Consider the following 14,066-nt stretch of genomic DNA (forward strand, 5'->3'; position numbering starts at 1 on the left):
ATTAATATAAAGTGTGATTTCTACAACCTCTTAATTATTTTTAAAATTCAAAACACTTATATTTTTTTCATTCAAACAATCAAAAGGAATATTATTTGAAAAAAATTAAATTATCTCAAGATGAGAATCTTTCGATAAAAACTAGCTTTAGATTACTTCCTCAAGAGTTTCAACAACTAGATTTATACATTTCAATTCCAGAAGAAATGGGTATTAGCGCAAGTACATTAACCGAAGAGCAGTTTTTTTATAGTAGTCTTTCATTTAACAGTGCTTACTTTTCTGAAAATTTACATCTACCTTTAGTACGTAGTAGATTTGTCAGTCAACAAAAGGGTGAGCAAAGTGATTATCGTAGTAATTTAAATCTTTTTTCATATCAACTGCGTGTTGCAATAGAAACAGATATAAAACATACCCTTAAAATTACTGATGTTGATGAATTTTATGAAAGAGCTATTGATGTTGCCAAACAAACAGAGTCATTACTTAAAAAATTAAGACGATATACACCACCAGACACAAAATTAAGTTCTTACTTTGAGAACATTGACAACTTTTTAAGCTGGAAAACAGAGCAGTCTTTTTTAAGGTTATTATCTAAAAGTCCAAAATCTACAGAGCATTTAGAGCAGAAAAATAAACTATTTGAACTCTGTAAAAATGAGTCTAATTATAGAATTGATAAAAAATATAATTCTACGGTAACACTGGAAGATCCAAATAGAATTACTAATAAAATGCAGTTGTTGCAACGCTTAGGTGAATACGGTGTTGTGTTTTCTAAAAAAACAACCCATTTAAACGTAAACCTTAAACGTTTAGTACGGGGCTCTGTAACGGCCATTATTATGGCATTTGTTATGTATATAGTGCTGAGCGCTCGTACTGCCTTTACCGAAGTCACTGTTGTACTTATTGCGTTTTTAGGTTTTATTTATGGTGTTCGAGAAACATTTAAAGACGAAATCACCAGTGCAATTTGGCGAATGATACAAAGAGGTCGACCTAAATGGAGGCACACTTTTTCAAATAGTTTAACTAAAGCTAAAGTATCGATTCAAACGGTGTGGCTTGAATATATAAAGAATACCGATCTTCCTAAAGATGTAGATGAGCTATTTCAAAAAAGAAGGCAACAAAACAAGCTCGATGCACATCTTTTACATTTTAAGTGCGACTCAAAAGTTACCGTTAAAGCTTTTTTACCAGGTTATGAAGAAATACAAAATCAAATTATTTTTAATTTAACTCCTTTTGTTCGATATTTACGAAGAGGGGAAGGGCGATTATATAGTTTTGAAGGTAACAAGGTATCAAGTGAAGGGGTAGAAAAGCGATACCAACTCAATATGGTATTAGTACAAAAAAATAATAAGCAGCGTTACTTGCAACGAATTAAGATCACGATGAACCGTTCAAAAATTATTAATATTGAAACCGTTGGAACTGAAGGAAGTCTTTCGGAAATAAAGTAATTATTAGCACTGCGATCGTTAGTTTCACGTTTTTAGACTGGTAATTTACAAAAAATTAACATTATAATGTCTAAATAAAGTTATAATCTTGATATTTATGCATCAATAAACAGAGAATTAGGCAACTTCAATGAAAACATTATATAAATATATCGGTTTAGCATTTTTATTTATTAGCTTAACTGCTTGCCAATCTGCATATTACTCTGCAATGGAAAAAGTGGGTGTGCATAAACGTGATATTATGCTTGATAGAGTTGAAGGCGCTCAAACTGCACAGCAAGAGGCACAAGAGCAATTTAAATCAGCACTTGAACAACTCTCTACACTTATTTCATTTGATGGTGGTGACTTAGCTGAACAATATGAAATAACGGAAGAACAGTATGAAGCAAGTAAAGCGGCGGCTGAAGAAGTTACAGGTAAAATTGAATCGATAGAAAGCGTGTCAGAAGCACTATTTGATGAATGGCAAAATGAAATTGAACAATACAGTAGCGCGAGTCTAAAAAGACAGAGCCAAGCTAAATTAAAAAGCACGCAACGCCAATATAACGCTTTAATTAAGTCTATGTATAAAGCTAAAAGTAAAATGGATCCTGTTTTAGCTACCCTTAAGGATAATACTCTTTATTTAAAACATAATTTAAATGCACGAGCTATAGGCGCATTGCAAGGCGAATACAAAACACTACAAAAAGACGTAGCGATACTTGTAGATGAAATGAGTAAATCTATCAGCCAATCTCAGAAGTTTATTGACCTTTTACAAGATAATTAATATTTATTTTTCTGGTATTTCAAAAAGCATTAATCGTTGATTAATGCTTTTTTTTAAATATAAATTAATGATTTAGGTTGCGAAACTGTTATAGTCGATTAAATCAATATTTCTTGAGGAATATAAAAGTGAGAAAAAATAAAACGATAAACACTGAAGATGTTCTGGTTATGTTATGTCAATCAGTATCAAATATTCTCTCTACGGCGACGGGAAATAAAATCACATATTCAGGTATGGTACAAAAAATCAGTCGTACTTGTTTAAGACCTGATGTTGGTTGTTTTGTTTTATTCGATGGTGGATTTAACGGTATTGTTGTTAATAATTTTACAGCCGCAGCAGCGGTAGAAGTTTATAAAGATTACATGACAAATATGGGAATGCCTGAATCAGAAATTTCCAAGTCTCATTTATCTGACGATGTTGCTAATGTTTTAGGTGAGTTGATGAATCAAATCGTTGGCGGTTTCACTAGTAAAGTGCGCAGCGAGCTTCAAACAAATATTACTCAAAGCCAGCCTAAAATGTTGGTTATTAGTAAATCTGTTAATCTTTCAGTTGATACGGTGATGGATAAGCCACAAGCTTACCGTGTTACTTTTACGACGAAAAACAATAATATTTTTTACCTTGAGTTAGCAATGGATAAAACGGAGTTTATTAAGTTACATGATTTTGAACTGGAAGAAGAAGTAGATCCAGACGATATTATAGCGTTGTCACAAGAACAAAATACAATCAAAAAAGTTGATATTGTTGATTCAGCAGATGATAGCTTTATGGCTGAGTTGGGGTTTTAACATCAGTACAACCTCCTTATTGTTTAAAATTAGGGGAGTTGCTGACTGAAAAACATTTTACCACCGAGAACACGGAGTTGTGCTTCGCACAACACAGAGAAGTTCAAAACACTTTGTTGTTGTTGTTTTAAAAATATTGTCAACGAATTACGCTAATTTCACGAGTTATTCAGAGCAATCAAAACTTTCTTTACTGATCTTATCTCGGTGTAGGACTTAGGCCCTTAGTGCCCTCTGTGGTTAGTTGTTTTTAATTAGGGTAATTCGTGTAATTGGCTGGTCGTTATTTATGAAAAGATAGCTCTTTTTTACCACTGAGAACACGGAGTTGTGCTTCGCACACACAGAGAAGTTCAAAACACTTTGTTGTTATAAAAATATTGTCAACGAATTACGCTAATTTCACGAGTTATTCAGAGCAATAAAAACTTTCTTTACCGATCTATTCTCGGTGTAGGACTTAGGCCCTCAGTGCTCTCTGTGGTTAGTTGTTTTTAATTAGGGGAATTCGTGTAATTAGCTGGTCGTTATTTATGAAAAGATAGCTCTTTTTTACCACCGAGAACACGGAGTTGTGCTTCGCACACACAGAGAAGGTTAAAATACTTTGTTGATGTTTTAAAAATATTGTCAACGAATTACGCTAATTTCACGAATTATATAAAATAAAAAATCTCTTCTCGGTGTAGGGCGAAGCCCCTCAGTGTTCTCTGTGGTTAGTTATTTTTAATCAGGGTAATTCGTGTAATTGGCTGATAGTAACTTCTGAAAAGATAAAATATTTTTAATCACAGAGATGTGCCACAGAGGAAAAATCAGAGAAGTTCAAAACAATAAACCTCTTGAATAAAACCTCGTGTCCACTGTAGTTAACTATTGTTGTTAATTAGACTGTAGTGCTCCTGTTACTTCCAATTAATTGTCGATTTTTCTAATGCTTTTCTATGTAATTGTATAAAATTTATATGATTTGACTAAATCTATTACAAACCTATACTCAGAGAATAACCTCAAAAATAAGTTTTAGATTTATAGTTATGCTGACTATTGAACCTCTTTTTGCTTTTTTATCAGTAACCATACTATCCGTTAGCCTTATTATGTTTTTTGCTTCGGGATTACTTTATGCTTTGAATACTCAAATGGGGTATTTTTATCAAAAATACTGGGCTATGGCTTGGTTTATGATGGCGGGCTATACATTTTTTGGTGGCCTAACGATGATTATGAGAGTTCAAGGGATTCACGAACATTGGTCATTAATTGTATGTACGGGGTTATCTCAAGTTTTTGGATATAGCGGACCTGTCTTATTACTTGCGGGTTGCTTAACAATGAAAAGTAAACATAAAGTTAAATTTCATTGGTGGTTAGTTGCTTTAATTATTATTGCTTTTTCTGTAGGTATGACATTTTCTTTTAATTCACCTGAGCAATGGCAAGAGCGTTATATATCACGTGTTGGATTGAGAAGTTTATTCTGCCTTGTGGTTTCCTCTTGGGTAGCGATAAAAACAATTCAATTTTTTAAAGATGATCCCAAGTCTGGGCCTAAAATATTTGCATACGCCATGCTTACCTACGGCCTTTCATGGAGCGTATATGTTATCGCAAGTATAGATATGCTGTTTGGCGGGCTATTTTATCGCTATCTTGGGATTTTCGGAATTATTGAGTTTGCTTGCCAAGTGGTACTTATTTATGGCTTTACTATTTGGGCTATTCAAAATGAAAAAGAAAAAGTATCTAACGCGCAAGAAAAACTTGAAGAGATGGCTTGGCTTGATAGCTTAACAGGATTATATAATCGACGTTGGTTAGATTGCCATGCTGAACAGTGGTTGCAGCAGCATTGTATTCCAGTAAGTAGTGTAGCGGTTATGTTTATTGATCTAGATGGGTTTAAGCAAATTAATGATCGTTTTGGACATAAAGTAGGGGATGAATTATTACAAAAGGTTACCGCTGTATTAAAGTTAGAAGCAAGTAATACTGATATTCTTTGTCGGTTAGGCGGGGACGAATTTATTTACGTATATACGTCAAGCAGCTCACATGACGATATGAAAAACAAAGCAAATAAAATACGAACCAGTATTCGATCTATAAGAGATATAGGTAATAATCCCGTCAAACTTTCTTGTTCAATTGGAATTTCTTGTCCGGAGCAAGTTTTTAATATTGAGGCTCTAACCTTAGCGAGTGACAAAGCCATGTATGTTGCTAAACACAAAGGTAAAAATACAATACAGTTTGCATCAGATGATTCTTATTATAATAGCCAGCATTGGTCTCATGAAACATTGTAATGTTTTTATATTTTACAAAAAAAATATAATATTTAATCTGTTAAAAGCTTTTATAATCTATATGATAGCATTCAAATCTTATGTTTTAAGTTAAGGATACGGATGTTATCTCATTTCAGTAGTTCACGTGTTTGGACTATCACTTTTTTTGAATTAGCTCGGCTATTTGCGTCTAAACGCGGACTGATTGTTCTTGCTGCTTTTTCATGTCTTTGGTTTTTAATTTTTACTTATGTTATAGGGTCTGCGGCTGAGTTTATAACTTCTGAAAGTTTTAAAGACCTTGCTCAACAAGCGTTTGGGAAACTAAACTTGTTAGCGCTCTTGGAGTGGGAATTACCTGAATTAAGTATTTATTGGATTATTTCAGCTTATTTATTACCTACATTTGCAATTTTATTTTCATGTGATCAAACTTGTTCTGACCGTGAACGCGGTACGCTACGCTTTATTTTACTAAGAACCAGTCGACCAGAATTACTTTATGGTCGATTTTTAGGGCAAGTACTCATCCTCGCTATTCTTATATTTATTACATTAATTGCTAGCTTACTTTTTTCATTATTCAATGAACAAACGGTGAGTTTTGGTTCATTGATTTTGTCTTTTAGTATTTTATTGAAACTTATTATTATTAGCTTACCTTTTATTGCGGGAATGACGCTGATTAATGTGTTTGTTAAATCAGCTAAAATGTCATTAATAGTGTATTTTTTAATTTATATAGGCTCTGCAATAATCATTAATTTAATGACTCGTTTTGTTATGGATTTATCATTTTTGTTTTATTTATTTCCAGGTGAACAAATTGAATCTGTTGTAGGTTTTGAAAGTCATTACGTTAATAATTATATTATTCCTCTAACACAAACTGTTGTTTATTTGGCATTAGCGCAATTTATTTTTAAAAGGTCATCACTATGAGTTTATTAATTAAAGTCGAAGGCTTAAATAAAAGATATTGCAACAAACATGCGTTGAAAAATGTAAACTTTGAAATAAATAAAGGTGAACCTGTTGCTTTAGTTGGGCCGAACGGAGCCGGTAAAACAACACTCTTTAGTATTTTATGTGGTTATATTCCTTATGATAGCGGTAATGTATCTATTTTAGGTGAATCACCTAGTATTGCAGCCGTTAATCAAACATTTAGTGCATTACCACAAGATGCTCAATTAGATCCCAAATATTCAATAGAAAGCCAATTAAAATTTTATGCTCAACTGCAAGGCTTTAGCACTAAGCAAAGCATTATTGAAGCCCATAAAGTACTCGATATGGTTGGCCTTGAAGACAACTACAAAGTAAAACCTTTAGAGCTTTCTCATGGTATGCGTAAACGTGCTGCCATAGCGCAATCACTTATAGGTTCGCCTCAATTAGTTATTTTAGATGAAGCGACTGCGGGATTAGATCCTAAACATGCAAAAGATATTCGTGAAATTATCTCAAATTTATCAAACGAAATTACTTTTGTGCTAAGTTCGCACGATTTAAGTGAGCTAGAACGTTTATGTGATCAGGTGTTGTATCTTGAAAATGGTGAATTAAAAGAGCATCAAACACTAACGTCAAAAGATGATTTTAATTATTTAACGCTACGTATGAAGCAACACTCAGATAGCTTTGTAAAAGAAGTATCTATGTTGCCGTCTGTACAAAACGTATCTCAGTTGCAAGGTAAAGAATATCTTATTAGCTACACCCAACTAGACAATACTGAACCTTTTGATATTACTTTTTTAAAATATTGCCACGAACAAAATTGGGTGTATTCACAGTTAGTAAATGGTAAAACCCTTGAAAATCAATTGTTCTAAAAACAAATAAATATACGAAAGATATGAAACCTAATACACAAAAACTTTATGAGCTAATTGCAGAAGCCACAGACTTGTTTATTCAAAAAAACACTGGCATAAATACATCGGTTGGATTAATGGATAAAGCCCTTAGAAATAAAGGCTTAGAAGCTGATGCCGTAACCGTAGATGCTATAGCCTCTAAGAATCGATTAATATTTGTTTTACTTGATGCCAATACTGACATAGTTGGTATTGGCTTAGGCAATATTATTGAAGACAATATTGATCTGGTGGATCAAATAGCACTTAATGAACTTAATCCTAAAGTTGCTGCTGAATTACTGGTTAAGTATTTGAAATAGTAATACTTACCTTATTAAATGAAATAGATGTAACTTGTAGAATTGTAACTTAAAAAGAAATTAATTATGAATAGTCTTGAATTATTATTAAATCGTCAATCTAATCCTCATCTTTGTGAACCCGCACCAGCAGGTGATGATTTACACCATATATTAAGTGCTGGTATGAGGGTGCCTGATCATGGCTGTTTAACACCATGGCACTTTACGGTAATACAAGGAGAAGGCTTAAACACATTGAGCCAACACTTTGTAAACGCGGTAAAAATTGATACTGACGACGCTGCAAAAATAGAAAAAACCAGCAAAATGCCGTTTAGAGCGCCTATGATTATTGTGGTTAGCACCCAATATAAAGAACATAAAGTGCCTCAGCAAGAACAGCTCGTTGCAGCAGGTTGTAGTGTACATGCCATGCAAATGATGGCGTATAGTTTAGGCTTTGGTGCTGTATGGCGCACAGGGGAGTTAAGTTACAATAATTCGGTTAAGTACGCGTTAAACATTAACAGACAAGACGACATTGTTGGGTTTTTATATATAGGTACAGAGAAAAAACAATTACCCACAAAACCAGTAAAACCTTACGAAAGCCATGTAACTTACTTAAACTAATCTTATAGTTACTTCTTAAGTTTAAGTAGCTAATGAACTATTAGTTACTTAAACGGCTTAAATTATTTTATTTAACATGAATTCTTCTACAATTTGCTAGTCTTCAAATCTCTCAGCTAAACTCAGTGTTAACTCTTACAAAATATTGTAGCTTTGTTTTATCTATTAAGATCATAGCGTTTCATGATCACCACATATATAAAAATTTAGGGTATAACAATGAGTGCCTATCTAATAATAAAAGCACTACTTACTGATAAATAAAAATTTCAGACTACGTTAATACTGTTCGCGTAGTGGGAAACCTTTGGTGGTTTTTATATTCTAATAGTATATTGGCTGAAAGTTGTGTTGATTATTTTTAACTTCTAAAAGGATTATAGTATGGAAAATTTAGGTTTTATCTTCGGTGTGATGGGAATGTCGATGGGCGTTGCTGGGTTTGCTTTTGGTTTAATATCTATGACTAAAATAGATAAACTTGAGAAGAAACTAAAAGCACTTAATGTTTTAAATCAGGATTAAAATAAAATTAGAACTTGCAAAATGGATACTGTTTTTATATACAGCACTCTGTATTTCTCGCTTTCTACAACAAAGCAGGGTTTTTTCCTTCTTTCATACAGCTGCTAGCGTACTTAAAAAAGTTATATTGTTGATATTTCGATTAAAGTGACATAATCTAGGTTTTTAAAGTTGTTTGTAAATGTTTTGTGGAAAGCGGGAAATTTGCAAACTAATAAGCTGTTATGTTTTCCCGACTTAGAGTAACTATTTTTAAATAATGAAAAGGATTATTCTATTACCGGTAATCGTATTAGCAATTTTTATAATCTGCTTATTTCAATTACCTGAAATTTCTATTACTAATATCTTTAGTTGGTTAGGTTTTTCTATTGCAGTTGGTTCGATTTGTTTCTTTACAGTTTTTTCGCCTTATGGAGTTAAAACACATACAAGCGTATTTGGCCATCGCCAAAAATATCGTCATCCCGTTGCATATATACCAAGCAAGGTCATTATTGTAATATTAGGATTAGTTGTTTTATCTTTAGGGGTAAGTTTTACTATTAACATTCTTTAATGTATAAAAACATAACAAGTTGCTCAAGGCGGATAAAAATTGCTGTGGTTCGCCTTCGGCTCACTATACCACAGCAACTTTTACCGCTTAGCAAAGCGTTATGTGTAAACGGATATCGTCGAGTATATGGATATTTTCAAAGGTATAGATTTCAATGACTCGTTTGTTCTCGGTTGGAGTTCAAATGACACAGAAATCACATTCAAAATTGAGGCTAGCATTTGGCCTGATTCGCCTCATTATCTAAGTCCAAAACCTGATGAATATACTTGCTACCGTAAATGTGAAATTCAATTTACGGGTTTTACTTCATATTCAGGGCTTGCTGAACAAAGTAGTGTTAAACCAATCAAAGATATAAATGGTTCATTTGATTATGGCAATATAGATTCGTTAATTAAGACAAATCAAGGCTTTAAGGTTGTTGGTGAGTTTGGTAACTTAGAAATTATAAACGGCAAAGTTCAGCTAAAAATTTACACATAACAAGCTGTTCAAGCGGGACTTCTAACAGTTGGCTGGTTTCGCTTCGCTTCACATTTTAGCCAACTATTATAAGCCCCTTAACAGGGCGTTAGTTTGCTAAATGGAGTTAAGTTAAACTAGTCATGATAAGTCTCACTTTTGTAATTATATCTTTTGCAGTGTTTTTTGGTTTTGCTTATACCATGCAATTTATGGAGACCAAAAAAAGTATTTCTCTTAATAAAATACGAGATAACTTTTCTGTAGTTCTTGAATCGGATAATCAAAAATACAAATCTGAAATGGTTTATATTTGGCTTGAGAATGAAAAGAAAAACTACTTTAATGGTATGTTAACTTCATCAAACCAAGATGGCTTATTTATTAAAGGCGGGATTCTATTCTTTTGGGTTAAAGAGATATTTATCCCATGGTCTGAACTTGAAGCATCTGGTAAGATTTGGTGTTTTCTTTCTAGAAAAAATAAATATTATATTTCATCTCTTAATGTTTATGTGGCTGTTTTACAAGAGTATAGTTAGGTGTAAACCACAAACTAACAAGGCGTTCAAACGGACAAAAAACAGTTGGCTGTTTCACTCCGTTCACAATTTTAGCCAACAATTTTTTGCCGCTTAACGTGGCGTTATATGCAATTCATGAAGTAGGGTGGTTTAGCTAATAATTCGGTTATTAACTTTTACTTTTTAATGCGCTGCTACGAGTTTCGCTATTGTGGTTTTTCAATAGTCACTAATAAGCTTTGCCTTGTTAAAGAGACTTTTGTTGGCAAAGCTATTATTTCGTTCTGGCATTTGTGGGTAGCTCAATTTATAGTGCATTTATTACTACCGTCTTTTACTTCTGACTTATGTGTTTTAAGTTAAAGTTAATCAGGCATATAACAAGGCATTGCAAAGGACTAAAAACAGCTGGCCATTGCTCGTGCCTCGCTATTTTGGCCAACAATTTTTAGCCTCTGAATGAGGCGTTATATGCACTCAAATAGTATGGTTTGTTTAGCTAAAAATGTTTTTATCAAAGGTGCTTTTGTAAACGCTGCTACGAGTTTCGCTATTATAGTTTTTCAATAGTCACTAATAAGCTTTGCTTATTTAAAAGACTTTTGTTGGCAAAGCTATTATTTCGTTCTGGCATTTGTGGGTAGCTCAATTTATAGTGCGTTTATTACTACCGTCTTTTACTTCTAACTTTTGTATTTAAGTTCAGTTTTATCAGGCATATAACAAGCAATTTAACGGGACTTTTACAGCTGGCTGTGCTCGTTCCTCGCAATTATAGCCAGCAATAAAAGCCCATTAATTGGGCGTTATACGTACAGGGAGGATTAGTGCATAAATCTATTATATTTATCTTTCTCACTTTTATTTCCTCAGGGTTAACAAATGCTGCTGAATGGGATTATGCTAAAGCAGCGTGCAGTGATCTTGCTAAAAATGGAGAAAGTAAAATTGAACGAGAACACTGGTTTTACTTAATGTCTAAAGTTAATGGTATGGAAGCCGCAATTCGCCTTGCGTATTCTAAAAACAAAATTGATGCGGCACTAGTCCCAGAATTTCATGACTGGAAACATACTCTTGCTAAATCATGCAACGAAGTAGTCGAAGATCTATCCAATGAACGCGGATTGGATGTTCTTCATAATATACTGTACAAAAATCTAACGACTGGTTAGGTGGCTTGTACGTATAACAAGTCACTCAAAAGGACAAATAACAGTTGGTTTTTGCTCCTTCGTCGCTTATTTTAACCAACTATTATTTGCCTCTTAGTGAGGCGTTATATTTTCAAAGCAGGTCGAGTATGCGAATTCTATTAGCATTATATTTCTTTTCATTCTTTGCCAGTGCAACAAGTTGTGTTGAAACTGAAGAACAAAATGCAAAATGGGATGCTGCCTATGCGAGTAAATTTAAAATAAATAGTGAGTTAAATGAAAGCACATACAGTATTTCAGTTTCAATTCCTCAAGAGATTGACGGGCAACCATTTAATTTAGCCGGGATGATTATAGGTGATAAAAATAATCCAGCGTTTTATTCCGCACTAAAAATATTTGAAGACGAAGGTGAGGCTAAAGTGTGGTTCCTCGTTAAAGCCGATGCTATTGAAAAGCATAACTTAATTTTTAGTTACGGAGATGGGTGTGGTATATCTATAAACGTACCTGTTGCTGTGAACTGAAAATATAACAAGTCATTAAAGCAGGACAAAAACAGTTGGTTTTTGCTCCTTCGTCGCTTATTTTAACCAACTATTTTTTGCCTCTTAATGAGGCGTTATATGCAATTCATGTAGTAGGGTGCTTTAGCTAAAAATATTGTTATCAAAAGTACTTTTGTAAACGTTGCTACGGGTTTCGCTATTATCGTTTTTCAATAGTCACTAATAAGCTTTGTTGTTTTTATTACTTCGTAATGTAACAAAGCTATTATTTCGTTCTGGTATTTGTGGGTAGCTCAATTTATAGTGCATTTATTACTACCGTCTTTTACTTTGAACTTTTGTATTTAAGTTTAGATTTATCAGGCATATAACAAGCAATTCAACGGGACTTTTACAGCTGGCTGTGCTCGTCCCTCGCAATTATAGCCAGCAATAAAAGCCCATTAATTGGGCGTTATATGCAATTCATGAAGTAGGGTGCTTTAGCTAACAATTTGGTTATCAACTTTTACTTTTGTAAACGTTGCTATGAGTTTCGCTATTGTCGTTTTTCAATAGTCACTAATAAGCTTTGCCTTGTTAAAGAGACTTTTGTGGCAAAGCTATTATTTCGTTTTGGCAATTGTGGGTAGCTCAATTTATAGTTCATTTAAAACTACCGTCTTTTACTTTGAACTTCAGTAATTAAGTTAAAGTTTATCAGGCATATAACAAGCAATTCAACGGGACTTTTACAGCTGGCTGTGCTCGTCCCTCGCAAATTATAGCCAGCAATAAAAGCCCATTAATTGGGCGTTATATGGTAACAAAAGGATTCATTTGCTAAGGGATCTGTGGAAAGAAGGAGTATTGCCGCTTTTCTACAGCATAAGCGTTGAGTTTATCCAAACAACAAATTCTATTTAAAATCCCTTGACGCGTGCTAAGCTTCTTTTTAATCCTTAATCTTAAGTAAAGTTGCGTAAGTAGTGTCTTTTACTTGAAGCAACTTTACTTAAGATTAAGGTTTGTCGCACAAGTTAAGGTGATTTTTTTATTTTATTTTGTGTTTGATTTTACGCTTATGGTTATGTTGGCTCGAGCGCTTAGTGTTTATCTGAGTTACCATCTAACAAGCAATTGAACTGGGACACGTACAGCTTGCCGTGCTCGTTCCTCGCTATTTTGGCAAGCTTTACTTTGCCCGTTAATATGGGCGTTAGAAGCCTCTCAAACATAGGTGTATTCCTGTAAACTAAGGATGGTAAATGTATTCACTAGACAGAAAACTAAATAAATTAATACATATCAATAGAATATTAAACACAGGCATAAATAATTTTATACCTTTCGTACTGTATTTATCATTTGGTTGGCTATTTATAATATTGATTAGTTCATATACCTTAGTTTTTTTTGATGTATTAACTCTAAATATTACCAATAGATTTAATGAGTTGGATTTATTTAAATTTAAGTATTTTTCATTTATCGCCCCGATAGTCGAAACTATTATATTTCAATTTTTTTTACAAAATATTTTAAGGAGAGGATTTAAGAGTGTTACTCTTTCAGTAGTGCTAACTGCTGTACTATTTAATCTCGCACATTTAACCAGTTCGTTTACCAATTTTATTACGACAATTGGGCTGATAACCTCTCTAGTGTTAATTTTTGAGTTTGTTCGTTATAAGCACGGCCAATTATGGGCGGTACTTATAACAGCGGTTAGTCATATACTTTGGAATATTTCAGTTGTTTTATTTTCGTATTTTATATTTATAGAATCAGATAAAAAAATGATCATTGAGGAAGTATATAACCTCACAGAATTACCGTATGAGCTATGCGCATCAAAAGATAAAGAAAACTTTAACCTTTCAATACAAAAATTTCATAAAAAGTACCCCGATTTAATTAGGTTGTATCATGAGTCAGAGCATTTAAATTTCTTGAGAAGAAGATATGATACCGGGATTGAAAAAAGTACAGATAAACCTATTAGTGAACTTTCGAATAATTGTCTACTTTATCAAAGAACGTTAGATACTTACTCCTCATATATAGATGATAGGGTTACTCAGTGGGTTATAACTCTGAGGCAATAAAAGGCTTCTAACAAGAAATTGAAGCGGGACAAAATACAGCTGGCTGTTTTCACTCCGTTCAACATTTTAGCCAGCTACATTATTGCC

The 14,066-nt window shown here is 33.3% G+C and carries 14 protein-coding genes; all 14 read left to right on the plus strand.

All coding sequences use genetic code 11. The annotated features are described in order from the left end of the window. The first annotated feature begins 95 nt into the window (after nt 1-95). Nucleotides 96-1,478: a hypothetical protein gene (locus ACM9HF_RS02215; protein ID WP_473614088.1), complete on the plus strand. Its 1,383-nt coding sequence runs from the start codon at nt 96-98 to the stop codon at nt 1,476-1,478. Nucleotides 1,479-1,608: 130 nt separating this feature from the next. Then, nucleotides 1,609-2,259 (plus strand): DUF2959 domain-containing protein, encoded by a 651-nt coding sequence (locus ACM9HF_RS02220; RefSeq protein WP_473614089.1) that lies wholly within the window; start codon nt 1,609-1,611, stop codon nt 2,257-2,259. A gap of 128 nt (nt 2,260-2,387) precedes the next feature. Continuing rightward, on the plus strand, nt 2,388-3,062 hold the full coding sequence (locus ACM9HF_RS02225; RefSeq protein WP_473614090.1) for a DUF3334 family protein: 675 nt from the start codon (nt 2,388-2,390) through the stop codon (nt 3,060-3,062). Between the two features lie 1,037 nt (nt 3,063-4,099). Then, nucleotides 4,100-5,371 (plus strand): GGDEF domain-containing protein, encoded by a 1,272-nt coding sequence (locus ACM9HF_RS02230; protein WP_473614091.1) that lies wholly within the window; start codon nt 4,100-4,102, stop codon nt 5,369-5,371. Between the two features lie 102 nt (nt 5,372-5,473). Then, nucleotides 5,474-6,295: an ABC transporter permease subunit gene (locus ACM9HF_RS02235; RefSeq protein ID WP_473614092.1), complete on the plus strand. Its 822-nt coding sequence runs from the start codon at nt 5,474-5,476 to the stop codon at nt 6,293-6,295. Beyond that, nucleotides 6,292-7,191 carry an ABC transporter ATP-binding protein gene (locus ACM9HF_RS02240; RefSeq protein WP_473614093.1) on the plus strand — a complete coding sequence of 300 codons (900 nt, stop codon included), beginning with the start codon at nt 6,292-6,294 and terminating at the stop codon, nt 7,189-7,191. Before ACM9HF_RS02235 ends, ACM9HF_RS02240 begins: the two co-directional genes overlap by 4 nt. A gap of 23 nt (nt 7,192-7,214) precedes the next feature. Continuing rightward, nucleotides 7,215-7,538: a hypothetical protein gene (locus ACM9HF_RS02245; RefSeq protein ID WP_077341969.1), complete on the plus strand. Its 324-nt coding sequence runs from the start codon at nt 7,215-7,217 to the stop codon at nt 7,536-7,538. A gap of 66 nt (nt 7,539-7,604) precedes the next feature. After that, the gene (locus tag ACM9HF_RS02250) at nt 7,605-8,153 is read left to right on the plus strand and encodes an NAD(P)H nitroreductase (protein WP_473614094.1); all 549 of its coding nucleotides are present in this window, start codon (nt 7,605-7,607) and stop codon (nt 8,151-8,153) included. Between the two features lie 384 nt (nt 8,154-8,537). Continuing rightward, nucleotides 8,538-8,678, plus strand: a complete 141-nt coding sequence (locus ACM9HF_RS02255; protein WP_473614095.1) for a hypothetical protein — start codon at nt 8,538-8,540, stop codon at nt 8,676-8,678. A gap of 685 nt (nt 8,679-9,363) precedes the next feature. Next, nucleotides 9,364-9,723 carry a hypothetical protein gene (locus tag ACM9HF_RS02260; RefSeq protein ID WP_192022262.1) on the plus strand — a complete coding sequence of 120 codons (360 nt, stop codon included), beginning with the start codon at nt 9,364-9,366 and terminating at the stop codon, nt 9,721-9,723. A 122-nt stretch (nt 9,724-9,845) separates the two neighbouring features. Further along, entirely contained in the window at nt 9,846-10,244 is a 399-nt protein-coding gene (locus tag ACM9HF_RS02265) for a hypothetical protein (RefSeq protein WP_473614096.1), read from the plus strand. A gap of 809 nt (nt 10,245-11,053) precedes the next feature. Then, nucleotides 11,054-11,401: a hypothetical protein gene (locus tag ACM9HF_RS02270; RefSeq protein ID WP_473614097.1), complete on the plus strand. Its 348-nt coding sequence runs from the start codon at nt 11,054-11,056 to the stop codon at nt 11,399-11,401. Between the two features lie 128 nt (nt 11,402-11,529). Next, the gene (locus ACM9HF_RS02275; protein WP_473614098.1) at nt 11,530-11,910 is read left to right on the plus strand and encodes a hypothetical protein; all 381 of its coding nucleotides are present in this window, start codon (nt 11,530-11,532) and stop codon (nt 11,908-11,910) included. Between the two features lie 1,229 nt (nt 11,911-13,139). Further along, nucleotides 13,140-13,979: a CPBP family intramembrane glutamic endopeptidase gene (locus tag ACM9HF_RS02280; RefSeq protein ID WP_473614099.1), complete on the plus strand. Its 840-nt coding sequence runs from the start codon at nt 13,140-13,142 to the stop codon at nt 13,977-13,979. The last annotated feature ends 87 nt before the right edge of the window (nt 13,980-14,066 follow it).

It is taken from the genome of Colwellia sp. RE-S-Sl-9 (assembly GCF_048296855.1).
Taxonomy (GTDB): Bacteria; Pseudomonadota; Gammaproteobacteria; order Enterobacterales; family Alteromonadaceae; genus Pseudocolwellia.

What these genes read in the sequence shown, in the direction of transcription:
- ACM9HF_RS02220 (WP_473614089.1), top strand. Translation starts at nt 1,609, where the DNA reads ATGAAAACATTATATAAATATATCGGTTTAGCATTTTTATTTATTAGC.
- ACM9HF_RS02230 (WP_473614091.1), top strand. Translation starts at nt 4,100, where the DNA reads ATGCTGACTATTGAACCTCTTTTTGCTTTTTTATCAGTAACCATACTA.
- ACM9HF_RS02235 (WP_473614092.1), top strand. Translation starts at nt 5,474, where the DNA reads ATGTTATCTCATTTCAGTAGTTCACGTGTTTGGACTATCACTTTTTTT.
- ACM9HF_RS02240 (WP_473614093.1), top strand. Translation starts at nt 6,292, where the DNA reads ATGAGTTTATTAATTAAAGTCGAAGGCTTAAATAAAAGATATTGCAAC.
- ACM9HF_RS02245 (WP_077341969.1), top strand. Translation starts at nt 7,215, where the DNA reads ATGAAACCTAATACACAAAAACTTTATGAGCTAATTGCAGAAGCCACA.
- ACM9HF_RS02250 (WP_473614094.1), top strand. Translation starts at nt 7,605, where the DNA reads ATGAATAGTCTTGAATTATTATTAAATCGTCAATCTAATCCTCATCTT.
- ACM9HF_RS02255 (WP_473614095.1), top strand. Translation starts at nt 8,538, where the DNA reads ATGGAAAATTTAGGTTTTATCTTCGGTGTGATGGGAATGTCGATGGGC.
- ACM9HF_RS02260 (WP_192022262.1), top strand. Translation starts at nt 9,364, where the DNA reads ATGGATATTTTCAAAGGTATAGATTTCAATGACTCGTTTGTTCTCGGT.
- ACM9HF_RS02265 (WP_473614096.1), top strand. Translation starts at nt 9,846, where the DNA reads ATGATAAGTCTCACTTTTGTAATTATATCTTTTGCAGTGTTTTTTGGT.
- ACM9HF_RS02275 (WP_473614098.1), top strand. Translation starts at nt 11,530, where the DNA reads ATGCGAATTCTATTAGCATTATATTTCTTTTCATTCTTTGCCAGTGCA.
- ACM9HF_RS02280 (WP_473614099.1), top strand. Translation starts at nt 13,140, where the DNA reads ATGTATTCACTAGACAGAAAACTAAATAAATTAATACATATCAATAGA.